This window comes from Humibacter ginsenosidimutans, from assembly GCF_007859675.1.
Taxonomy (GTDB): Bacteria; Actinomycetota; Actinomycetes; order Actinomycetales; family Microbacteriaceae; genus Humibacter; species Humibacter ginsenosidimutans.
The window spans coordinates 2,980,332-3,002,897 of sequence record NZ_CP042305.1 but is presented as its reverse complement, the minus strand read 5'-3'; the positions used below and the strand labels follow the sequence as shown (position 1 = coordinate 3,002,897).

Sequence of the window (22,566 nt, the reverse complement as noted above, 5' to 3'; positions counted from 1 at the left end):
AGGCGACTCAGTCCTTGAGGATGCGCCCGAAGTGGTATCCGATGCCGCTCCAGGTCGAGAGCGAGACGATGCGCACCGGAATGCCGTAGTCCGGCGCCTCGATGATCATGCCGCCGCCGAGGTAGAGGGCGACGTGCTCGTCGTCGTCGAAGAAGACGAGGTCGCCTGGCTGGGCCTCGGCCTGCGAGATGGTGGTGGCCACGGCGTCCTGCGAGGGAACGTAGTGTGCAAGCGAGATGCCGACCGTCGCATACGAGACCATGGTGAGGCCCGAGCAGTCGATGCCGTCGTGCGAGGAGCCGCCGAGCTCGTAGGGGTCGCCGAGGTAGGTGAGCGCCTTCTCGACGATCTTCTCGCGCGCGCCGCCGTACTGGAGCGCATCGGCCAGCGAGACGGCCACCTGTGCACCGTCGGGGCCGGACTCCGCCGCGACGATGCCCGCGATGGCGCTTGCCACATAGTTCTCGGCCTGCACGTCGTCGGTGGCGACGTTGCCCGACACGGCGAGCTTCTGCGAAAGCACCCTCGTGTTGCTGTCGATGGTGGCCTGAAGCTGCTCCGGCGTGAGCGTGGTCGTCGCCGCGTTGGCGGGGGCGGCGATCATGAGACTCGGGATGAGCGCCAGCACGGCGCTGCCCGCGACGAACGCAGGACCGCGGGAGGCCTTCACGCGGCGGGCTCGGCGGGCTTGCCGCGAGAGGCCGTCGTTCGGCCTCGACGATCCGCGCGCCGGTGACGGCGTGCGCAGGGCTGGGCGTTCGCGCGGCTCTGACGATGCACGCGCCTCGTCGGCGCCGCTGGCCGTCGCGGTCTCGTGCACCCGCACCGGCTCCGCGTGCCCGAGCGACGCGGCAGAGTGCGCGGAGTCACGGTCTTCGAGCGATTCGCCACGGTCGGACGGCACGGATGCCGTACTCACCGACTGCGCTTCGGGAGCTGTCCGCAGCGCCTCGCGCATCGCCCTGCGCGAGGGATAGGCGGGCGTCTCCCCCGCGCTCGGCGTCGTCGCTTCGGATGCCGTCGCGTGCGCGACGGATGCCGCGGCCGCACCGGGGGTGACAGTGCTGTGCTGCCCGTCGGTGTCGAATACCGGAGCCTCTGTCAGCTCGTCGACGCGGATCGGATCGGTCGTGAGCGCAGCGCGCTCGCGCTCGCGTGCCTCGCGCCGCGAGCGTGGCGCCGAGGTGCTCGGAGTCATCGTCGGCGCGGTCGGGGCCGCTTGCGCAGGTGCTGTCTGCAGGCTCGAGGCGGCTGTGGCCGGGTGGGCGGAGGCGACGGGGGTGGCGGCATCCTCGGAGAACATGCCGACGAAAGCGGAGAGGTCGTCTTCGGCTGCGCCCGAAGGGGCGGCAGTGCCGGCGCGATGAGGCGCAACCGTCTCTGCTTTACGACGCATTCGCTCCCAGCCTGCTCCCGTTTCCGCACACGGGGTACGGAGGTTTTACTACCGTGTCCCCCAAAATGCGGACGGCTCAGCCGACCGGGTTCAACCCTAGCCGACGCCTCTGAGGGTGCAACTGAGAAGACTCGGAGGTTGCCGCCCGCCCCGAGCGCCGAGCGTACGAAAGGGGCACCGTCTGCGGGGTCAGATCAGGCGGGTGAAGTGGTAGGCGATGCCCGACCACGTGCTGAGCGAGTCGAGCTCGACGTCGCGTCCCTCGGTGGGTGCGTGCAGCACCTGGCCGTTGCCCATGTAGATGCCGACGTGGTCCTCGTCATCGAACACGACGAGGTCGCCAGGACGGGCTGCTGCTGCGGAGATCGGCGTGCCCGCCGCATCCTGGGTCGGCACGTAGTGGGCCAGGCTCACGCCGGCGGCCGCGTAGGCGACCATCGTCAACCCCGAGCAGTCGATGCCGCTGTGCGAGGCGCCGCCGAGCACGTACGGCGTGCCGAGGTAGCTGAGCGCAGTCGCGACGATGGCGGCACGGGCCGCCGGCCTGTCCGTGGAGAAGAGCTGCAGCGCCATGGCGTGCGTGATGCCGTACTTCTGCTGCAGGTCGGCCACGACGTCGACGGCGCCGTACGTGTCGGTCTGCACGGTCTGAGCGGCGGCCTGCGTCGAGACATCCAGCTTCTGCACGTCGCCTCGGGATGCCGCAGCGACGATCTCAGAGCGCAGCGCGACCCGCTGCACCTGCGCCTTGCTCTGGTGCGACGTCGCGGCGACCGTTGTCGCCTTCAGCGGCTCCGCGTGCGCCGCATATCCGGGCAGCGCCGTGGTGAGGCTGGCAATGAGGCCGAACGAGACGCCGGCGACCGCCAGCGTCATCGCCCTCTTGCTCGGGCGTCGCGAGACGGGCGCCACGTGGGCTCCCGCACCTCGGGTCGGGAGGGCCCAGCGAATGCCCGCGGCCACGGTCGAGCAACCGCGGACGACGGCGGGACGGATACCGCTGATCGTGGTGTTGAGGGTGTCGTACGTCTGGGTGAGTAAGCGCATGAGTCGGGATCACTGCGGTGGCCCGCGTCGTACAGCGGCCACCGACCTTCGTTCGGGAGCAAAACAAAAGGCCGGTTTCACCCGGCCGCCGTCCACGCTACGAAGGGGGCGCCGAAGACCTGCCAGGGAGCATCCAGGTTCTCAAGAAGCAGGTCAGCGGCCATTTCGGTGAATTCACGGCGTGATCGCGGCGCGACGGATGCTCGCGCTCGCGCTGCGCGACCCCTCGCGTTCCGCATGCTGACGCGGATCGCGCCGGTCGGTTGTCACGTCGCGAAGCTGGTCACTTGACCTACTTCGCGCGACCGCCACTCGATGCGCTGCGCCGAATCGCGGCGGCCCACGGCTCACGGAGCTGTCAGGGGATCGTCAGGTTCTCTTGCGGTCCGTGCCAGGTTTCGAGCCCGACGCCTCGGGGCCGAGGCATCCCGATGACGCCGATCAGGCCGCCAGCACGGGCTCCAGCGCCGCCATGAATTCGTTGTAGTGGCTGTACCAGACCGAGTGCGCGGCGCCGGGGATGTCGACCACCTCGACGCCGTCTGCACGCAACGCGGCGGCAAGCTCGTCGCTGACGTACTCGCTCGGGTCGGCGCGGATGACGAGTGAGCCGGGTGCGGGCATCCACCGTCCACCCGGCCCGGCCGACACCCCAGCCCACGTCGCGGGGTCGAAGCGCTCGGCGGCGCGAGCCTCGACCTCGCAGTCGGTGTCGCTGTAGTGCTGACGGGACGAGCGCAGGTAGTCGTAGGTTCGCGCGCGTTTGGAGGCTTCATAGTCGGCGAGCACCTCGTCGCGGTCCCACCCGCCGCGCGCGGTGAACGGCGAGTCGACGTACACGGCGCGACCGGGACGCATCCGCTCCGCCGCCGCGGCGAGCACCTGGCCGCCCATCGAGAAGCCGATGGCGAGTGCGGGCGGGCGATCGGTGAGGGATGCCACGGTGCGGGTCACCATGTCGGCCGCACCGTCGATGGTCAGCTGCGGGTCGCGCGGCGACTCGCCGTGGCCCGGCATGTCGAGCGCGAGCACGCGATAGCCGGAGTCGGCCAGACGAGGCGCCACGCGCCACCAGCTTTCCGCGGAACCCTGCATTCCGTGCATCAGCACCGCGACGCGGTCGCCTGTTCCGTACTCGAGGTGGTGCAGGAGGGGCGCTTCGGGCATCAGATCACCCCGTCGGTCAGCGTCGTCGGGCTGCCGAAGCGGTGGTTCGTGATCGAGATGGCCTGCTCCTTGAGGAACGGCAGCAGCTCGACCCGACCGGATGCCGTCACCGCCCCCGAATACACCGCGACGTCGATCCGTTCGCCGAGTGCTCTGGCGACGGCGCCCGCATCCCCGCCGATGAGGCGGATGCGTTCCGGCACCCGGTCGGGCAGCAACGGGTCGGCTGGGTCTCTGCGCGCGGCGGCCGAGAGCCTGCCGAGCCAGACCGCATCGGCTTCGACCCGCTCTGTCGCGCCCACTTCGTGCAGCGCCTCCCGCAGCTCCCGCGGCAGCTGCTCAGGAGTGCTGACGTCGAAACGTCCGCGCACGAGCGTGGCCGCCGCGAGAACGCGCAGCAGCGCGGGCAGTCCGACGCCCTGACTCAGCCGGATGTCCACCCGCGCGGGGCGGTACCGGAACAGGTTGCGCTCCACGCCGAGGCCGGCGGCATCGCGCACGACGCCGAACTCGTTCGCCCATGCGATCGCGTCGCTCAGCGCGGAGCGGCGCACGAGGTCGAACTCCTCGTAGCTCATCGACGGCTGGCCCGACTCGATGAGTTTCGAGACCCGGGAGTCGAGACCGCGCAGGTGAAGGCTCGAACTGGACGAGCCGGCATCGCCCACCCAGCTGCCGAGACCGAAGAGGTAGTTCGGGCCGCCCGCCTTGTGGCCGGCCCCGATCGACGAGTGCTTCCAGCCGCCGAACGGCTGCCGCTGCACGATGGCCCCGGTGATGCCGCGGTTGACGTAGAGGTTTCCCGCCTCGACCGCGGAGAGCCAGAAGTCGATCTCGTCGGAGTCGAGCGAGTGCAGGCCGGCGGTCAGGCCGTAGTCGACGCCGTTCTGCCACTCGAGAGCCTGTTCGAGCGTGCGCGCCCGCATGACGCCGAGCACCGGTCCGAAGAACTCCGTCTGGTGAAAACGCGATCCCGGCTGCACGCCGGTGCGGATTCCGGGCGACCACAGTCTGCCTGTGTCGTCGAGCCTGCGCGGCTCGACCAGCCACTCCTCGCCCGGCTCGAGCTCGGTGAGCGCGTAGGACAGCTTGCCCTGAGCCGGCTCGATGAGCGGCCCCATCCAGGTGACCGGCTGCTCCGGCCAGCCGACGTACACGCTCTCCGCGGCGTCGGCGAGCTGGTCGAGAAAACGCTGCGACGACCCCATCGACCCGACCAGGATGACGAGGCTGGCGGCCGAGCACTTCTGCCCGGCATTGGAGAACGCGCTCTTCACCACGTCGGCGACGGCGAGGTCGACGTCGGCGCTGGGCGTGACGATGATGGCGTTCTTGCCGCTCGTCTCGGCCAGCAAGGGCAGATCAGGACGCCAGCTCTTGAACAGCTTCGCCGTGTCGTACGCGCCGGTGAGGATGACCCGGTCCACTCGGGCATCGGAGATGAGTGCCTGCCCGAGCGGTCCCTCTTCCACATCGGCGAGCGCCATCAGCTCACGCGGGATCCCCGCCTCCCAGATGCACTCGGCCAGCACGGCGGCGCATCGCCTGGCCTGGGGCGCCGGCTTGAACACCACACCGCTGCCTGCTGCGAGCGGGCCGAGCACGCTGCCGGCGGGGATCGACACCGGGAAGTTCCACGGCGGCGTCGCCACGGTGAGCCGAGACGGCACGAACGTCGCACCCTGCACGGTGTCGAGCTCGCGGGCGAGTGCGGCGTAGTAGTGCGCGAAGTCGATCGCCTCGCTCACCTCGGGGTCTGCCTCAGCGATCGTCTTGCCCGTCTCGGAGGCCATCACCTCGATCAGGCGGTCACGGTTGGCGGAGAGTGCGAAGCCGACCCTGTCGAGGGCCGCGGCGCGGGCACTGCCGGGAATGGAGCCCCATTGTGCGCCGGTGGACTGCACGGTGCTCAGAAGGGAGTCGAGCATCCCCTCGTCGGTGATGCGCGCCGCGGCGATCGTGTCGGCGCCGAGCGTCGACTCGCTGACGGCGGCGAGGATGCGCCTGCCCCACGCGCGGTTCGACGGCAGGGCGGAGTCGGTGTCCGACTCGTTGCGGAAGGCCTTCTCGTCGACGACGGCGTCCGCCGCCCGCCGCGATTCGGATGCCTGGGTCGGCGTGGGAGCCGTCTCGGCGAGCCGCGCCTCGCGGCGAGTCATGGGCGGTGCCTCTTCGGGCTCCAAGGGAGTGATCACCTCGGTGGTCGGGAAGAAGCCACCACGAGATCCGCGCTCGAGCCCGAGCACCGCGGCGGTGAGTCCCTCCTCCTGCGCCTCGGCCGCCGGATCGACGGGTGCGGGGCGCGGGTGGAACAGCGTCGTCGGGTCGGAGTCCACCCACTCGCGCGCGCGGTCCTGCCTGCGGTTCGGGAGGGGTGCGAGGCCGCGAGGGCCGGCATCCGATTCCAGCTCGGCGACGGCGGAGAGGAAGCGGGCCTTCTCACGTTCGAAGAGGTCGGGCTTGTCGGTGAGTTCGAAGGCGGCGGAGAGGAAGTCCTCGTCTGCGGCGTTCTCCTGCAGCCGGCGCATGAGATAGGAGATGGCCACGTCGAAGTGCCGCGGGTGCACCACCGGCGCATACAGAAGCAGGCCGCCCACGGTGTTGGCCACGGCATCCGCCTGCTGGGCGGCCATGCCGAGCAGCATCTCGAAGTCGATGCGGTCGTCGACGCCGCGGCTTCGGGCCAGCAGCCACGCGTGCGCGACATCGAAGAGGTTGTGGCCGGCCACGCCGATCTTCACCGCGTGCGTGTGCTCCGGCGTGAGCGCCCAGTCGAGCACGCGCTTGTAGTTGGCGTCGGTGTGCACCTTGCCGTCGTAGGTCGCGAGGTGCCAGCCGTGCACCGCGGCATCCACCCGTTCCATGGGCAGGTTGGCGCCTTTCACGATGCGCACCTTGATCGGCGCGCCGCCCGCCGCCCTGCGGCTCAGAGCCCACTCAGTCAGGTCTTGCAAGGCGTCGAGCGCGTCGGGCAGGTAGGCCTGCAGCACGATGCCGGCCTCGAGGCCGAGCAGACGCTGGTCGCCCAGCAGACGCTTGAAGACCGCGATCGTGAGGTCGAGGTCGTGGTACTCCTCCATGTCGAGGTTGATGAACTTCGGCGTCGGGGATGCCGCTGCATATAAGTAGAGAGGGAGCAGCCTCTGCACGACGCGTGCCACCGACTCCTCGAAGGCCCACATCGACAGCTGGCTGGCCACGCTCGACACCTTGATGGAGACGTAGTCCACGTCGTCTCGCTCGATGAGCTCGCGGGTTCCGGCGAGTCGGGCGTCCGCCTCGTTCTCGCCCAGCACCGCCTCACCGAGCAGGTTGAGGTTGAGGCGCACGCGGGCTCCGGATGCGCCGCCCGAGATCGCGCCGCCCGAGCGCAGTTTCTCCAGGGCCTTGCCGAGCCGCGACGGCGTGGCATCCACGATGAGATGCCCCACCATGGAGCGCAGCACGCGCCGCGCGATCGGGATGACCACCCACGGCAACGCCGGCGCCACGAACCCGCCGAGCGCGATGGCCCAGCGCTGGTACCAGGGCAGGAAGCGCGGGATGCCGTGCCCCAGCGCGTGCAGGCTCTTGGCCGCCGCGTAGACGTCGTGCGGTCGTGCCACGCCGTCGACGAATCCGACGGCGAAGTCGAGCCCGCGCGCATCCTGCAGCAGCCCGGCAAGTCGCTCGGCCGCCGGGTCGCGCCTGGATGCCTCCGGGATGGCATCGCGCGCCTCTGATGCCTGCAGCCACGCGCGAACCAGGTCGATGGCCCGCTGCGCCAGGTCGTCGTCGGGGGTGGGGGCTCCGCCTGAGGTGCGGCGGCCGTCGTCCTGCGCCATGACTTTCACACTAGGCGGTACTCCTGGCGCCAGGACAGGCGCGCAGCGGCGTGCGACGCAACGGAGTCCGCGCTCCGTCGCGTCCGTGCGCACGATTTCGGCGTTACGCACTGCGGGTTGAGGAGCACCACGCAGCGGTAGCCCGTCCCGTGGGTTGAGGAGCACCGCGCAGCGGTAGCCCGTCCCGTGGGTTGAGGAGCACCCCGTCAACCGGCGGTGTCGGCACGCACCGTACGGCGCACCGCGGCGACTCCGATCGAGACCACGATCGACAGCACGATGAGACCGATGCCGAGCATGCGCCAGCCCGGCACGGTGGCGAGCACGCCCGCACTGAGCGAGCCGATCACCTGGAACCCGTTCGTGATCACCTCGGCGACCGGCTGCACCCGGCCCCGCTCTGAGGCCAGGTACGCGTCGGTGATCAGGGCGCTTCCGCCGCTGAACGCGAGGTTCCAGCCCACTCCCACCGCGAACATCGAGGTGAGGAACGCCCACTCTGCCGTGCTGCTCGCCGCCGCTCCCGCGACGATCACGAGCATGGCGCCGACGATCGCCACCGCACGCTCCCCCAGGCGTCCGATGACCCGCGCGATGACGAAGCCGGGCGCGAACATGCCGATCATGTGCAGCTGCACGGCGAACGCGGCATCCGCCTCGCTGTGGCCCATGGCCATGCCCGCGATCGGGCCGGCCGTCATCATCGACGTCATCGAGAACGCGGCGAACGACGTCGCCGCGACGCCGGCCAGCAACAGCGGTTGGCGCCACAGCACGCGGCGCGTGCGGGGAGCGACCTGCGGAGCCGCTCCCGTCGGTCGCGCCGTCACGGTGCGTCCCTGTCGCGCGAGTTCCGCGGGCAGCAACGCGTTCCACACTGCGGCGAGCGCGCCGAACAGGGCGACGAGCAGGTAGCTCGCCACGAAGACGACCGGCAGCAGGCCGCTCACCCACGTGGCGAGGAACGGTCCGAGGAGTGCGGCGATGAGCCCTCCCGCCAGCACGGTGGTCACCGCGCGGGCGCGCTGAGCACCCGACGCATCGGCCGCCGCGTAACGGTAGTACCCGGCTCCGGCCGAGTAGACGCCGATGAGGCCGGTGCCGACGCAGAACAGCCAGAACACGTCGAGCTGCACGGCGAGCGCCGAGACGATTCCGGCCACGACGGCCACGCAGGCGGCACCGGTGAAGACGGCGCGGTAGCCGACGCGACCGATCAGCCGTGAGAACAGGAACGTCGAGGCGACGGCCGCGATGGGAATCAGGCTGTACGGCAGAGTCGCCAGCGCCGTGGTCGGCGCGAGCCGCGCCCCGACGATGCCGGTGAGCGTCAGGTCGACCGAACTGCCGAAGATGTACAGGGCCTGGGCGGGGGCGAGGCGACGGGCGATACGCAAGTGGGGTGCGGCATCCGTCGTGATGGTGGTCGTGGTCACATTCGTCACTCTGGCGGCGAGAGGATGCTCCGCGCGAGTGGCAAGAATGCCGCTATGCGATAGATTTCTGCCATGGCTTCACGATCAGGTCATCCGCACCGCGTGGCAGTGCTCGCGCTCGGTCGGGCACTGCCGATGGAGATCGGCATGCCGTTCCAGATCTTCGAGCACCTCGACGGCGCGTACGACGTGGTGCTCTGCGGACGCACGCCAGGGCCGGTGTCGACGACGGCCGGCTGGTCGGTGAACGCGACGCACGGACTCGACGCCGTCGTCGCGGCCGACACCGTGATCGTGCCGGCGTTCCGCAACGCCGAGGCGGGCATCCCCGACGACGTCGCCGAGGCGTTGCGCGAGGCCCACCGGCGCGGCGCGCGCATGGTGTCGATCTGCACGGGCGCATTCGCGCTCGCCGCGGCCGGCCTGCTCGACGGCCACCGCGCGACGACCCACTGGCGGTACACGGATGCCCTTGCCTGCCTCTACCCGCGCGTCACGGTCGACCCCGATGTGCTGTACGTCGACGAGGGAGACGTGATCACGTCGGCAGGTGTCGCAAGCGGAATCGACGTCTGCCTCTATCTCCTGCGCGTCGACCACGGTTCGACGGCGGCGAATGCGGTGGCACGCGACATCGTGGCAGCACCGCATCGGGACGGCGGGCAGGCGCAGTACATCGACCGGCCGACCACTGCCGAGTCGCGCAGCGTCGGACTCGCCGCGACCAGGGCATGGGCGCTGGAGCGACTCGAGCGGCCGCTGACGGTGGGCGACCTCGCGGCGCACGCGCACGCATCCCCTCGCACGTTCGCCAGAAGCTTCGTGGCCGAGACCGGCGCGACCCCGCTCAGGTGGCTGAACGCCGCGCGCATCGACAGGGCACGGGAGCTGCTGGAGACGACCGATCTGGGCATCGACCGCGTGGCCGACGCGTGCGGTCTCGGCACGGCGGCCAATCTGCGCACTCATTTCCGCCGGGCGATGGGCGTGAGTCCGAGCGACTACCGGCGCACGTTCGCACGGTGAGAAAGCCCACAGCGATGCGACCCTACCCGCTAGGGCGACGTAGAATGTAGTCGCGTGATGACATTTGTAGTCACTGTGGTCGCGGTCTTGAAGGCGTGGAACCACACGGCTTCGTAGTCATGGAGGGGAACCATGAACCTGTCGCATCCGGATTACACGCTGATCGGCGAAGATCGCGCTCGCGTCCTCCGCAGGCTGTCGCGGCTCACGGAGCCGTCGTCGGGACGGGGCATCCATCAGCAGAGCGGCGTCAACTCGTTGCGAACGACGCAGCGCATCCTCGACGACCTGGTGCGCCTCGGCATCGTCGACATGCAGTCGTTCGGCTCGGCCAACGCCTACGAACCGAATCGCGACCATGTCATCTGGGAGGTGTTCGCGACCCTTCAGGCCATTCCGGGCAGGATCGAGTCTCACGTCGCCGAGATCATGAAGGAGACCATCGGCGATCGGGCGCTCGGCACCGCGGTCTACGGGTCGTTCGCTCGCGGCCAGGCCGGCGCGAAGTCGAACCTCGACGTGCTGATCGTGTGGAACGACGAACCCTCGCCCGATGAGCAGACCGACATGCTGCACCGCACCTCGGAGCGCATCAAGCGGCTGACCGGCAACGACGCGCAGCTGTTCGCCATCACGAAGGAGGAGCTCGACGACCTGATCGCGAAAGACACTCCTCTCATCCACTATCTGCGGCGGGATGCCCGCGGCCTGACCGGCGTGGACGTCAAGCACCTGCTCGAGGGCAGCCACGCGTAACCGAGCCCGCACCGGCGGCGACGCGCACACGACGCAGTGCTCGTCGGGCACGGTGGCGTAGCGTCGAGACATGCCCACTCGCGAACACGTGCGCCACGAAATGGCGATCCGCCGCCTCTCGGTCTCCCATGTCGAGCAAGTGACACCCTCCATCGTGCGGGTCACGTTCATCGGCGATGCGCTCAACGACTTCTCCTCCCCCGGGCCGACCGACCACGTCAAGGTGTTCTTCCCCGACCCGGCGAACGGAAAGCTGACGGTGCCCGAGCTGCGGGCCGACGGCATCCACCGGCCCACCGACGGCGTGATCATCTCGCGCGACTACACGCCTCGGCAGTTCCGTCCGGCGCCGTTCGGCGCGGCGGAGCTCGACATCGACTTCGTGCTGCACTCACCCGACCACGCGCACGGCAATCCGACGGATCCAGCCGGCGGCGGTCCCGCCTCCGCCTGGGCCGCGGCGGCGAAGCCGGGCGACGAGGTCGCGATCGGCGGTCCGCGCGGTTCGCGGCTGGCGCCGCAGGACGTGACGGATGCCGTGCTCATCGCCGACGAGACCGCCCTGCCGTCGCTCACGCGCTGGCTCGACACCCTGCCGGAGTCCGCCCGCATCACGGCGCTCATCGACGCCGCCGACGAAGAGGTCGAGCCGTACCTGACCGAGGAGCAGGCTGCGCGGGCATCCGTGGAGTGGCTGTATCGCATCGACGGACCTGGCCAGCTCGACGAGGCGGTGCGGTCGCTCACGCTGCCGGAGGGGGTCTACGTGTGGGCCGCCGGTGAGGCGTCCACGCTCATCCCGGTGCGTCGATACCTCAAGCAGGAGGCGGGGCTGCAGCCCGATCAGCTCGACGTGCAGGGCTACTGGAAGCGCGGCGTGGTCAATCGCGACCACCACGAGCCACTCGATCCGTCGGATCCGGACTAGGAACAGGCACAAGCGCAACCGCGCGGTCGTCCACCTGCAGCGTGCGTTCAGCCGTGCCGTCGTCGGCGGGGCCGGCGAGCAGACTTCGACTGCTCGGCCGTCGCGCGGTCCCGTTCGGCTGCCTCGCGTTCCGCTGCCTCGCGCTCGGCGCGCCGCCAGCGCCAGGCCCGCAGCTCCTCGTCGACGTCGCGGGTCGGGGTGACGACCGGCGGTCCGCCGAGCAGTTGTCTGCGCGCCTCGATGACGCGCCGATTGAAGTCGTCGAGCACGTCGCGCACCTCGACTTCGCGCCACAACGCGTCGAGGCGATCGTTCAGCTCGGCGTTCTCGACGCGGAGCGTCAGCGCGGGCGGACCCAAGCCGCTGAGCCGCTCCGCCTCGATCTTGCGGCGGATCCACCAGTCAGGATCATGTGGGCGGCCAAGGCCGGCGAGCGGCTTGCCCGCACCCGGCAGGTCGTCGAATTCCCCGCGCCGCATCGCCTGCTGGATGACGGTCTCCACGTAGGCGGCACGCTCGAGCTCGCTCTGCCCACGCGCTTGCGAGCCGCGCTCGGCGGCGTCCTCGGGGTCGTGACCCTCCGCACGCATCGCCCGCTCGACACGGTGGCGTGCAGCGGCCAGCCTCGGGTCCTCGGTCATCGCGTCACCCCTGTCGCACGGCGCACGGTCGCGGCGCCGTCCTCACGGCAAGGCTACGCGGCAGCCCGCAGCGGGTCACAACGCAGCTGGCCGGAACGCGGCTGGTCAGAACGCGGCTGGTCAGAACGCGGCTGGTCAGAACGCGAAGAGCTGGCCCAACACGATCAACGCGATGACGAGCAGCGCGAGGATTCCGCCCAGGATCGACAGCCAGCGCGACGAGAGCTTGCTGACGCCGAATCCCACCAGGAACGGAAGCGCGATCAGCAGAAGCGCGAGCACCCACCAGAACAGCGAGAAGCCGACCGCCGACGTGTTGGAGAGGTGGCTGCCGAACAGCGTGCGCGTCGCCGGATGCGTCGCATACGCGATGGCCGCCGAGAGCGGGAACGCGATGACGACCATCGTGATCAGGCCGGCCAGCCAGCCCAGGTTGCCACGGCTGATGTTCGCGGGCTCATCGTTCTTCGGCCCCTGCTTGCTCTTCGAGCTCATGCCGCACAGGTTACGCGCGCGCGGGGTGCGCATCCGTGCGCCGCACTCCTGTTCACCCGTGCGGTGTGAGCGGGCGACGTGAAGAATGGGCGTGCGTGTGACTGCGGGCGCATCGGCAGAGTCACCAGGGGAATCGCCAGACGAAGGAGTTGCGAGCATGGCGCAGTTCGGGGACTACCAGAACGAGATCTACTTCGGCGGGCTGCAGGGCACGACGCCGCGATTCCCGATCACGTCGGCGGACCTCGAGCGAGCAGCGTCGGCGGCGCTGCCGCCCTCGGTGTGGTCGTATGTCGCCGGCGGAGCCGGCGACGAGCACACGCAGCGCGCGAACGCCGCGGCGTTCGGCCGCTACGGCATCGTGCCGAGGATGCTCGTGGGCGCCACCCAGCGCGACCTCACGGTCGACATGTTCGGGCTTCGTCTTCCCACCCCCGTGTTCCTCGCGCCCGTCGGCGTGCTCGGCATCTGCGCGCAGGACGGTCACGGCGACCTCGCGACGGCGCGGGCCGCGGCGCAGACGGGCGTGCCGATGGTGGCCTCCACGCTGTCGGAGGATCCGCTCGAGTCCGTCGTCGGTGCGCTCGGCGAGACACCGGGGTTCTTCCAGCTCTACACGCCCACCGACCGCGACCTCGCGGCCAGCCTCGTGACCCGCGCAGAGGCCTCGGGTTTCGCGGGCATCGTCGTCACCCTCGACACCTGGATCACGGGCTGGCGCCCGCGCGACCTCGCCACCGCGAACTTCCCCCAGCTGCGCGGTGCCGCACTGGCCAACTATCTGTCGGATCCGCACTTCTTCGCGGGGATCGACGGCGGAAGGGAGGCGAAGCCGGTCGCGATCATCCAGCACTGGGCGAGCATCTTCGGCAACCCGCTCACCTGGAACGACCTGCCGTGGCTGCGTTCGCTCACCGAGCTGCCGATCATCCTCAAGGGCATCGTGCACCCCGATGATGCGCGACGGGCGCTCGACGGCGGTGTCGACGGCATCTACGTCTCCAATCACGGCGGCAGGCAGGCGAACGGCGGCATCGCCGCGATCGACATGCTGTCCGATGTCGTTGATGCCGTCGCCGAGCGCGCCCCCGTGCTGTTCGACTCCGGGGTGCGCAGCGGCACCGACGTCGTGAAGGCGCTCGCACTCGGTGCCACCGCGGTCGGCGTCGGGCGACCATACGTGCATGGGCTCGCCCTGGGCGGGACCGCCGGAGTGACGCACGTGCTGCGGAGCGTGCTCGCAGAGGCCGACCTGTTGATGGCGGTCGACGGGTACGCCGACCTCGCAACGCTGCGCGAGGCGGGGGCGCGACGGGTGGGAGCAGGCGGTTGAAGCTGCTGGGGTGAGGGCGGCGCTGGTGGGAGGTCGGCTCTGGCATGGTCGAGCGACTCTGTGGTTCGTCGGGTCGGTCGCGCCGGTGATGCGACGATGAGTGCGTGGGTATCGGCGATGATTCTGAGGCACGCGCTTACGGCGCCGGCCTGCTTGCGGGCGATCGGATCCGGCTGAGGGCGTTGGAGGAGCACGACCTCCCGGCATTGGTCGGCTGGTGGCGTTCGCCGGAGTGGGCGGTGCTTCAACAGCTGATCGTGACACCACGCCCGAGCGGTGCGGTCGAGGAGCAGTTTCGTCTCTGGAGCCGGAACGAGAAGGCCGGCGAGGTCGGGTTCTGCGTCGTGGACAAAGCGTCGGACGAGCTGGTGGGTCATGTCACGCTCTACGGAGCGACTCTGCCGGCTCGCTCCGGGACGCTCACGGTGATGATCGGCGGCGAGTTCGTGGGTCGGGGCTACGGGCTCGATGCCGTTCGAACACTGACCGCGTACGGGTTCCGCGAGATGGGACTGAACCGCATCGAAATCGGGGTCATGGCTTTCAACCTGCGAGCCCGCGCTGTGTATCGCAAAGCCGGCTACGTCGAGGAAGGCGTTCGACGAGAAGCCGTCTTCCATGACGGTGCGTTCCACGACCACGTCATCATGTCGACTCTCGCGAGCGAATGGCGTGCCGCGAGCGTGCAGGTTCGCTGAAGGACCAGCCTGCAACACTCGTGCGAAGTCAGTGTCGAGATTCGTATGCATATTCGAATCTTGCACCATTGTGTGTCCCGTGTCGACCCTTACGCGCGCCGTCTTTTCCACAGATAATCGCGGACGAGAACTTCTCCACGGATCGAATATTCGTTCGAATGTGTACGGCCTGTCTCGGTAGAGTGCGCACATGAAAGAACTCCTCGATGCAGTGCAGTCAGCGCCTGATGCCTGGTTCAATCCACCGGCGTGGCTGGACAGGTCACGCACGCCTCGGCTCGGCGGACGTGCACGCTTCGACCTCGTCTCGTGAACGCAGTCGCAGAGCACGGCGGCCGCGACGAGCCCTCAGCGACGGCGGTGATCCGTGATGGTGGCGCGGGGGCCACGTCGCTCGGGCGCACGCCCCGCGCGGAGGACGAGACGCACCACGCGCTGGCGCTGGCCGGCCCAGGGACGCAGGAGCTCGAGCATCCCGTCGTCGTCGGTGGGCGAACCGGTGAGAACATGACCCACGATCTTGCACAGGCCGTAGTCGCCGACACTCACCTGGTCGGGGTCGCCGTGCGAGCGCTGCAGCGTCTCGGCCGCCGTCCACACGCCGATGCCGGGCACCGTGCGCAGCTTGGCCGCAGCGACCGATCCATCGTCGTCGACCGTGCGCTCCAGCGAGGAGGCCACGCGTGCGGCGGTCACGACGGTGCGCGCTCGTGCGGGGTCGACGCCGAGCCGGTGCCACTCCCACGACGGAACGAGCCGCAGCGCGTCCGCGGACGGACAGACCCGCAACCCCTGCGGCGCGATGCCCTCCTCGACACCCGGCGCGACCTCGCCGAACCACCGCACGATGCGCGCCCACTCGCGATACGCCTCGAGGCTCGTGACCTTCTGCTCGATGATCGCAGGCGCGAGGGCCTCGAAGACGCGACGCGTGCGCGTCAATCGCAGCCCCGGATGCCTGCGCCGCACCTCCGCCAACAGCGCGTGCCCGCTCACGTCGAGCCCACTCCAATCGTCGTCACGCCCCAACAGCTCGGGCACCCCTCGATCGCCCACCGGGCGCCGGGTCCCCACGCCGCGGCATCCACCCCGCTCGCGCGCTGGGTGAGACGCAGAGTCGCGGGGCCGGCGGGGGTGCGGAACGTGCGCCAGACACCGCGCACGTCCCAGATCGTGGTCTGGTCGTAAGGGCCACGACCCAGAGTGCCGAGCGTCTCGCGCAGATCGACAGGCGCCGCCGGACGGTACTCGCAGAGGAGCGGTGCGCGCGCGAGTGGTCGCGGAGCATCCAGGCCCTCATCGCGCGGCGCCACGTCGTGCCGGGCCGCGCCGCTCGACGCCGACGCGGCCGGTGGGAGCGGCGCGTCGGCGATCGTGGTCACAGCATCCAGGCTACGGGGCACCCGCCGACATTCCGGGACGCTTGCGACCTCCGGAGAGACCTCCCCGGCATCCGCCGCGCGCTGCTATGTCGCGCGCGGCGACACGGAGTCAGCGCGCCTCGCCCGCGATCTTCGGGATGCGCCGGTCGAGCAGCGTCATCAGCACGAGCGCCACCCCGAGCCCGCCGACCACCCACGCCATGGTGTGGAAGCCAGCGTCGGTCGCCTTCGCGCCGAACGCCAGACCGATCAGGCTCGACGAGAAGATGGCGCCGATGTAGGCGAAGGTGCGGTACAGGCCGGACGCCACGGCGATCTCGTCCGCATGGGTCTGCGTGTAGAGAGACGCTTGATTCGCGAAACCGGTGAAGCCGTTCGCCACGCCGACCAGGAGCGTCATGCCCACGGCGATCAGCCAGCTCGATTCGCCGGTGAGGAACAGCCCCACCGCCCCGGCGCCGATGAGCGCGAATCCACCGGTCACCAACGGCCAGCGCACCCAGCCGCGTGACGAGACGACGCGGGCGAGCACGATGCTCGCGGCCGACATCGGCAGCATGACGAGACCGGCGGTGGCGGCATCCAGGTGCATGCCGTCCTCGAGGAATTGGGGGGCACCGTACATCATCGTGTACATGCCGAGGGCGGCCAGCGTCTGGCGCAGGTAGGTGCGCTGCAGCGGGGAGTTGCGGGCGAGCATCCGCACGTCGATCATCGGGCTCTTCGCACGCCGCTCCCACAGGACGAGTGCGGCCAGCAGCACGACGAAGACCGCGAGCAGCCACCAGAGCGGCGACTTCAGGTCGCCGAGGAAGACCAGCAGCGACACGATCGCGCCGGCGAACAGCACGATGCCTGGCAGGTCGAGCGCGGTGAGAATGCCGCGGCCGCCCTGCCGCTCACGCGGAGCATCCCTCGGCACACCGAGCATCGTGAACACGAAGGTGATCACCGCGACCGGCAGGTTGATCGCGAACAGCGCGCGCCAGCCCCAGACCCCGACGAGGATGCCGCCCAGCGGCAGCCCGATCACCGCGCTCACCTGCGCCGCGATGGAGAAGTTGCCGAGCACGCGGCTCGGCACACCGAATCCCGTCGCGTCGGCACGGCGGCGCACCAGCGCCATCGCCGTCGGGTAGGCGGCGGACGTTCCGACACCGATCAGCGCACGCGACAGCAGCAGGAAACCGAAGCTCGGAGCGAAGGTGCCGACCGCGCCGCCGACGAACAGGATGACGATGCCGGCGAGAAACGTGCGGCGTGCGCCGAGGAGGGTGGAGATCTTGCCCATCGTGGGCTGCATGATGGCGCTGCACAGGTAGAGCACCGAGATGAGGGTGGCTGCAGGCCCCGGGCCGAGGCGCATGTCGACGCCGATGCTGACGAGACCGGTGGCGAGGGTCGCGGAATTGATCGGGTTGAGCGTGGAGCCGAGCAGGAGCGGCGCGGTGAAGCGCCAGCCGAACGGCTTCGGCGGCGCGGTGCTCGCGGTTGCGTTCGAGATCGGAGTCGGAGTCGGAGTGTTCTTCGGGTTCGTGGTGTGACTTCCTGTCGTTGCGAAGTCGGGGCGCGTCGAACGAGGCGCCCTGGCAGTCGAACTGCTGGGTGGGGTTGTGTGGTGAGGCTGTCGGGTGGTGCTCAGGGGGCTTTGCCGTCGATGACGGCCGCGAGCAGTTCGATCCCGCGCTGCAGCTGCTGCTCCTGCTCGACCGTCAGCGCATCGCGGATGGCCCGTGCCAGCCAGTCGGTGCGGGCGGCCCGACCGGTGACGAGGGTTTCGCGCGCCGTGTCGGTGAGAGACCACAGCAGCTGGCGTCGGTCGCTCGGATCGCGTTCGCTGCGCACGAGCGCCGCATCGTCGAGCGCGGCCACGATCGTCGCCATCGACTGCGGCTTCATTCCCTCCGCGCGGGCGAGCGCCGAGAGTGTCTGGGGCCCGTCGCGATCCAGCCGCACGATCACGTTCTTCTGCGACTGGGGATAGTCGCCGACCGTGCTCTGCTCGCGCAGACGCCTGGTGAGACGCCCGGCGAGGGCACGGATGCCGTCGGCCAGCTCGAGCGTCTGCAGCGCGGCATCTGCATCGCCCGGCGCGACGGCGCCCGCTCGGGGTGCACGCGCGCCGACGCCGGTCGAGCTCGGGTCGGGACCGGTGCCGGCGACACGTGCGGGCAGGGATGCCATGCCTTCTACATTACCCCGAATTCTTCAGTTTAACTGAAGACTTTGGGTACGGCGACGCCAAGGTCTTTCGCACAGGTCTTTCGCACAGAGCCTTGCCTAGTTTGTACGGGCGTACTAGCTTTCGTACATGCGTACAAATACCGAGGCGGTCGAGCCGACCGTGACACGGTCCGCCCGACGGGAGCAGATAGTGCAGGCCGCGATCGAGGTGCTCGCGGAGCGCGGCTACGCCAGCACCTCCATCGCGGCCATCGCGAGCGATCACCTCGGCGTGAGCAAGGGCGTGCTCTCGTACCACTTCGACAACAAGGCGGAGCTGATGGGCGAGGTGGTGCGATCCGTGCTGCGCAGCGCGGAGGAGTGGATGACTCCGCGCATCGTCGGCGCAGCCTCGTACCACGAGGCGCTGCATCAATACATCGCCGCGAACACGTCGTTCCTCGACCTGCATCGCACGGAGATCGCGGCGCTGACGGAGATCCTCGTCAATGCCCAGGCGATCGAAGGGGTGCCTGAGCTCTTCGCCCAGTCGCAGACCGCGGCCAGGACCGCACTGGAGTCGTTGTTCGATGGCGGCAGGTCGGTCGGTGAGTTCGGCGACACACCGTCGGTAATCCTGGCGATGTCTCTTCGCGCGACGATCGATGCAGCATCCGAGCGACTGCGCACCGATCCGGACTTCGGCCTCGAAACCTTCGCTCGTGATCTGATGGCGATGTTCGATCGCGCCGTCGCCCCGGCACCGAGGGGAAAGGCGGCCATGGCATGACCGGCACGAACGACCTCCGGAGCGACGTCGCCACCGCGGCACCTCTAAGACTGCGCGGGCTGACGAAGCGATACGGAACCCTCACGGCGGTCGACGCCGTGACGCTCGACATTCCCGCCGGCTCGTTCTACGGCCTGGTCGGCCCGAACGGCGCCGGAAAGACGACCCTTCTGTCGATGGCGGTCGGGCTCGTCCGTCCCGATGAGGGCACATCGGACGCTTGCGGCTTCGACCTGTGGACGCATCCCGTCGAGGCGAAGTCCTTTCTCGGGGTCTTGCCCGAATCGGACTTCCTTCCCCGTCGCCTCACGGCCTCCGAACTCTTGCGGTCGGTCGGGCTGCTCCGCGGTCTTTCGGCCTCCGTAGTCGAGGAGAGAACGGACGAGCTCCTCGACGTGCTCGGTCTTCGCGACGCGGACAACACCGTCATCGCCGACTTCTCCACTGGCATGCGCAAGAAGTCAGCCCTGGCGGTGGCGCTCCTGCACGGGCCGAGAGTGCTGGTCCTCGACGAGCCGTTCGAGTCCGTCGATCCGGTGTCGGCGGCCACGATCCGTTCCATCCTGGCGGCGTTCATCTCCTCCGGTGGAACCATCGTGTTCTCGAGTCACGTGATGGCGCTGGTCGAGGCGCTCTGCGACCACGTCGCCGTGCTGGCCGCAGGCAAGGTCGTCGCCGCGGGGCCGATCGACGACGTGCGCGGCAGCCGATCTCTCGACGACGCGTTCTCCGCACTGGTCGGAGCCGACACGACCGATGGGACACTCTCGTGGTTCGCATCCTGATTGGCATGAAAGCGGCTGCTCTGAGGAACATGCGCCGAACGCGCGTGGGGAACGCCTCGATCGTGGTCGCGCTGGTGCTGGGCATTGTCACCTCCGGTGCCACGTTGCTGCTCGGGATGACCGCGCCGGCTGCCGGCGGTGCCGATGAGGTGGCGCTCATCCTACTGGCCTGGGCCGCGGGACGCGTCGGCTTCTCGGCGTTCGCCGGCGCGGATTCCTCGCTGCCTCTCGACCTTCTCCGCACCCTGCCGCTCCCCGCAGGACGACTCGCCCGAGCTCTGCTGACCATCGGGTTCGCCGACCCTGCTCTCGCGTTCCTCGCGATCGCCGGCGGCTCTCTCGTCGCCTTCGGATTCCGCCAAGGCGTCGTCGCAGGTGTGATCGGCGTTCTGGGTGCTCTGCTGTTCGTCGCCTCGACGTGCCTGCTCAGCACGGTCGTCTCCGCGGTGGTGCCGACCGGCTCTAGGCGGCGGCGTGACACCGGCACACTGCTGGCAGCGCTTCTCATCAGCGCCGTCTTCGTGACCGGCACAGCAGCGCCCAGCGTGCTCTCCGCCCTCGCCGCAGGGCGGCTGCCCGTGCTGACTGCCGTCGTGCGGTTGCTCCCGACCGGCTGGGCGCCGACGGCCGTCACCCTCGCGGCGAACGGCATCATCGGCGCGTCCCTCGGAGTGCTCGCCCTCCTCCTGGTGCTCAGTGTCGCACTGTTCGCCGCGTGGCCGGCGGTGCTGCGCAGGCGCATGGAGTCGGCAGGCGGCGCTCCCCGACGTCGTCGGACACGGTCGAGCAGCCGCAGGATTCTCTCGAACGGCCCTGTCACGGCCGTCGCCGCGCGAGAGCTGCGGCTCTGGATCCGCGATCCGATCCGCGCGGGCTTTCTCGTGATCGCGTTCGTGGTGGGGCTGGGCGCGTGCGCCGTTCCGTTGTTCGCGCGTGGTTCGGCTGTGCTGCTGCCGTTCGTCGGCCCCGGCACCGCGATCATCGCCGCGGCGATGGCCGGAAACTCGTACGGCTTCGACGGTCCCGTGCTGGGCCTCACGCTCACCGCACCCGGCAGCGAGACCGCAGAGGTGCGCGGACGACAGCTGGCCTGGCTGCTTCTCGTCGGACCGTACGCCGTGCTGCTGACCGCCGCCGGGCTTCTCCTCGCCAGCAGCGGGAACGAGTGGGTATGGGTCGTCGCGATCACGGCTGCCGTACTCGGTGGCGGCGCCGGAGCCGGTGCGCTGGTCTCCACCATCGCGCCTCAACCGCTGGACGAGGGCGGGGGCCCGACGCCGGCATGGACTCTCAAGATCTACGCCACGCTCATCCTCACCGCTCTGCTCACCGCCCCCGGGATCGTGCTGCTCATCGTCGGCGGCGCCACCGGCACGTCCTGGCTCGACTGGGCTGCCATCGCGCTCTCTGCGGTCGTCGGGGTCGGGTCTGCGGCGCTGCTCGGGAACGCTGCCATCCACCGTCTGGTCCGGAACGGCCCGGAGATGCTCGAGGCGCTCAGCGGCTCTACGAGCAGAGGATGACCCGACTCACTCCCCACCACCATCGAGTCGTCAGTGAGACGACGGCAGAGGATCGAGTCGTCACTCGGACGGCGAGAAAGGAAGGACAACGACAATGCAGACAGATCAGCGGGCAACGACCGGACGAACGGACACGGTTCAGGGTGGGCGTGCCCACCCTGACGAGGCACGTCGCGACGGATCAAGCGCCCTCTACGGCACGAGCCTGCCGCGGGCGCTGACGCGGTTCGTCACGAGGTACTTCGTGTTCTCCGGCCGGGCGAGCCGTTCGGAGTTCTGGTGGTGGTTCCTCAGCTTCGCCGTGGTGAGCGTGGTGCTGTCCTTCGTGAACAAGGCGATGGTGCCCCCGGTTCAGAGCGCCGACGCCGGCGCGATACTCGGCTATGCCGTGCAGGTGTCGACGCTCCAGCTGATCTGGGCCCTGGTCAACTTCATCGGCGCAGCATCTCTCACGATTCGCCGCCTGCACGATGCGGGGATCTCGGGCTGGTGGTGGTTCATCCAGCTGGTTCCGGGCCCGGGCCAGATCGCGATGGTGGTGCTGGTTGCGCTCCCCGAGCGGGCATCCGGCGCCCGTTTCGAGCGCCTGCAGTCATCGGAGACCCCTCGCCGTGGCAGCACGCTCACTCCCACACGCTAGGCGCCTCGGCGCGCGTCGACGGCAGCCGCACGTCGTCGCCCCAGCGCAGCAGCCATTCAGGCAGCTCGAGGTCTTTCGGCGTCGGGCCAACGGCATCCAGAATCTCGGAGACCGGAACGGTGCCGCCTGCACGCTTGAGAAACCGCGCCTTGATGAACGCCTCGGCGTAGATCTCGCCGTTCACGACCGCACGGTGCTGCATGTACGCGGCCTTCTCGTCGAAGCCGATGATGCGGGACTCGACGGTGAACTTCTGCCACAGCTGGAGCGACTTGCGGAACGTGATGGTCTCCGACGCCACCACCGGGTACCAACCACGGTCGGCGAAGATCTGCCACACCCCGCTGCGCCGAATGAGGTCGAACCGCCCGATGTCGAAGATCGACAGGTACACCCCGTTGTTCATGTGGCGCAGGATGTCCAGATCGGTCGGCAGCACGCGCAGCTTCGTCGACACCACGTCGTAGTGCCCGACACGCTTGCCGAAACGAGAGATCCAGGCGTGCAGGATCGTGCGGAAGAGCATGTGCATTCCG

Annotated in this window: 22 protein-coding genes; 10 read left to right on the top strand and 12 right to left on the bottom strand. The window is 69.5% G+C overall.

What is annotated here, in order from left to right:
• Positions 1-7 precede the first annotated feature (7 nt).
• From FPZ11_RS13845 to FPZ11_RS13825, 5 genes are all read right to left on the bottom strand, one after another.
• Entirely contained in the window at positions 8-1,396 is a 1,389-nt protein-coding gene (locus tag FPZ11_RS13845; RefSeq protein ID WP_146321730.1) for a C40 family peptidase, read from the bottom strand.
• A 189-nt stretch (positions 1,397-1,585) separates the two neighbouring features.
• On the bottom strand, positions 1,586-2,443 hold the full coding sequence (locus FPZ11_RS19935) for a C40 family peptidase (protein WP_246846269.1): 858 nt from the start codon (positions 2,441-2,443) through the stop codon (positions 1,586-1,588).
• Between the two features lie 441 nt (positions 2,444-2,884).
• Positions 2,885-3,610, bottom strand: a complete 726-nt coding sequence (locus FPZ11_RS13835) for an alpha/beta fold hydrolase (protein WP_146321729.1) — start codon at positions 3,608-3,610, stop codon at positions 2,885-2,887.
• Positions 3,610-7,434: a proline dehydrogenase family protein gene (locus tag FPZ11_RS13830; protein WP_146321728.1), complete on the bottom strand. Its 3,825-nt coding sequence runs from the start codon at positions 7,432-7,434 to the stop codon at positions 3,610-3,612. The genes FPZ11_RS13835 and FPZ11_RS13830 overlap by 1 nt, the downstream gene beginning before the upstream one ends.
• 206 nt (positions 7,435-7,640) lie before the next feature.
• Positions 7,641-8,870, bottom strand: a complete 1,230-nt coding sequence (locus tag FPZ11_RS13825; protein ID WP_168203835.1) for an MFS transporter — start codon at positions 8,868-8,870, stop codon at positions 7,641-7,643.
• Between the two features lie 72 nt (positions 8,871-8,942).
• On the opposite strand from FPZ11_RS13825, the gene FPZ11_RS13820 reads away from it, so the two are divergent.
• The 3 genes from FPZ11_RS13820 (at position 8,943) to FPZ11_RS13810 (ending at position 11,580) form a co-directional block, all read left to right on the top strand.
• Complete coding sequence (locus tag FPZ11_RS13820) at positions 8,943-9,896, top strand: GlxA family transcriptional regulator (protein WP_146321726.1); 954 nt, start codon at positions 8,943-8,945, stop codon at positions 9,894-9,896.
• A 132-nt stretch (positions 9,897-10,028) separates the two neighbouring features.
• Entirely contained in the window at positions 10,029-10,652 is a 624-nt protein-coding gene (locus FPZ11_RS13815; RefSeq protein WP_146321725.1) for a nucleotidyltransferase domain-containing protein, read from the top strand.
• Positions 10,653-10,722: 70 nt separating this feature from the next.
• On the top strand, positions 10,723-11,580 hold the full coding sequence (locus FPZ11_RS13810; RefSeq protein ID WP_146321724.1) for a siderophore-interacting protein: 858 nt from the start codon (positions 10,723-10,725) through the stop codon (positions 11,578-11,580).
• A gap of 47 nt (positions 11,581-11,627) precedes the next feature.
• Here the strand turns inward: FPZ11_RS13810 and FPZ11_RS13805 are convergent, their stop codons facing one another.
• Positions 11,628-12,221: a DnaJ family domain-containing protein gene (locus FPZ11_RS13805; protein ID WP_146321723.1), complete on the bottom strand. Its 594-nt coding sequence runs from the start codon at positions 12,219-12,221 to the stop codon at positions 11,628-11,630.
• Positions 12,222-12,356: 135 nt separating this feature from the next.
• Positions 12,357-12,716: a hypothetical protein gene (locus FPZ11_RS13800; protein WP_146321722.1), complete on the bottom strand. Its 360-nt coding sequence runs from the start codon at positions 12,714-12,716 to the stop codon at positions 12,357-12,359.
• Positions 12,717-12,873: 157 nt separating this feature from the next.
• Between FPZ11_RS13800 and FPZ11_RS13795 the strand changes: the two genes are divergently transcribed.
• The 3 genes from FPZ11_RS13795 (at position 12,874) to FPZ11_RS20115 (ending at position 15,060) form a co-directional block, all read left to right on the top strand.
• Positions 12,874-14,049: an alpha-hydroxy-acid oxidizing protein gene (locus FPZ11_RS13795; protein ID WP_146321721.1), complete on the top strand. Its 1,176-nt coding sequence runs from the start codon at positions 12,874-12,876 to the stop codon at positions 14,047-14,049.
• A 104-nt stretch (positions 14,050-14,153) separates the two neighbouring features.
• Positions 14,154-14,747 carry a GNAT family N-acetyltransferase gene (locus tag FPZ11_RS13790; protein ID WP_146321720.1) on the top strand — a complete coding sequence of 198 codons (594 nt, stop codon included), beginning with the start codon at positions 14,154-14,156 and terminating at the stop codon, positions 14,745-14,747.
• Positions 14,748-14,937: 190 nt separating this feature from the next.
• Positions 14,938-15,060 (top strand): hypothetical protein, encoded by a 123-nt coding sequence (locus FPZ11_RS20115; RefSeq protein ID WP_302849649.1) that lies wholly within the window; start codon positions 14,938-14,940, stop codon positions 15,058-15,060.
• A gap of 35 nt (positions 15,061-15,095) precedes the next feature.
• Here FPZ11_RS20115 and FPZ11_RS13785 read toward each other — a convergent pair whose 3' ends face one another.
• The 4 genes from FPZ11_RS13785 to FPZ11_RS13775 form a co-directional block, all read right to left on the bottom strand.
• Positions 15,096-15,743, bottom strand: a complete 648-nt coding sequence (locus tag FPZ11_RS13785; RefSeq protein WP_246846268.1) for a DNA-3-methyladenine glycosylase family protein — start codon at positions 15,741-15,743, stop codon at positions 15,096-15,098.
• The gene (locus FPZ11_RS19930; protein ID WP_246846267.1) at positions 15,740-16,129 is read right to left on the bottom strand and encodes a hypothetical protein; all 390 of its coding nucleotides are present in this window, start codon (positions 16,127-16,129) and stop codon (positions 15,740-15,742) included. The genes FPZ11_RS13785 and FPZ11_RS19930 overlap by 4 nt, the downstream gene beginning before the upstream one ends.
• A gap of 109 nt (positions 16,130-16,238) precedes the next feature.
• The gene (locus FPZ11_RS13780) at positions 16,239-17,543 is read right to left on the bottom strand and encodes an MFS transporter (protein ID WP_246846687.1); all 1,305 of its coding nucleotides are present in this window, start codon (positions 17,541-17,543) and stop codon (positions 16,239-16,241) included.
• A 224-nt stretch (positions 17,544-17,767) separates the two neighbouring features.
• Positions 17,768-18,313, bottom strand: a complete 546-nt coding sequence (locus tag FPZ11_RS13775; protein WP_146321719.1) for a MarR family winged helix-turn-helix transcriptional regulator — start codon at positions 18,311-18,313, stop codon at positions 17,768-17,770.
• 127 nt (positions 18,314-18,440) lie between these two features.
• On the opposite strand from FPZ11_RS13775, the gene FPZ11_RS13770 reads away from it, so the two are divergent.
• The 4 genes from FPZ11_RS13770 to FPZ11_RS13755 all read left to right on the top strand — a co-directional run bounded on the left by FPZ11_RS13770 (position 18,441) and on the right by FPZ11_RS13755 (position 22,030).
• The gene (locus FPZ11_RS13770; RefSeq protein WP_146321718.1) at positions 18,441-19,082 is read left to right on the top strand and encodes a TetR/AcrR family transcriptional regulator; all 642 of its coding nucleotides are present in this window, start codon (positions 18,441-18,443) and stop codon (positions 19,080-19,082) included.
• Entirely contained in the window at positions 19,079-19,867 is a 789-nt protein-coding gene (locus FPZ11_RS13765; RefSeq protein WP_146321717.1) for an ABC transporter ATP-binding protein, read from the top strand. The genes FPZ11_RS13770 and FPZ11_RS13765 overlap by 4 nt, the downstream gene beginning before the upstream one ends.
• Positions 19,868-19,896: 29 nt before the next feature.
• Positions 19,897-21,390 (top strand): hypothetical protein, encoded by a 1,494-nt coding sequence (locus FPZ11_RS13760; protein WP_146321716.1) that lies wholly within the window; start codon positions 19,897-19,899, stop codon positions 21,388-21,390.
• Positions 21,391-21,484: 94 nt separating this feature from the next.
• Positions 21,485-22,030, top strand: a complete 546-nt coding sequence (locus FPZ11_RS13755; RefSeq protein ID WP_146321715.1) for a DUF805 domain-containing protein — start codon at positions 21,485-21,487, stop codon at positions 22,028-22,030.
• Here FPZ11_RS13755 and FPZ11_RS13750 read toward each other — a convergent pair.
• Complete coding sequence (locus FPZ11_RS13750; protein WP_146321714.1) at positions 22,014-22,562, bottom strand: acyl-CoA thioesterase; 549 nt, start codon at positions 22,560-22,562, stop codon at positions 22,014-22,016. The two genes, FPZ11_RS13755 and FPZ11_RS13750, sit on opposite strands and share 17 nt — an antisense overlap.
• Between the last annotated feature and the right edge of the window lie 4 nt (positions 22,563-22,566).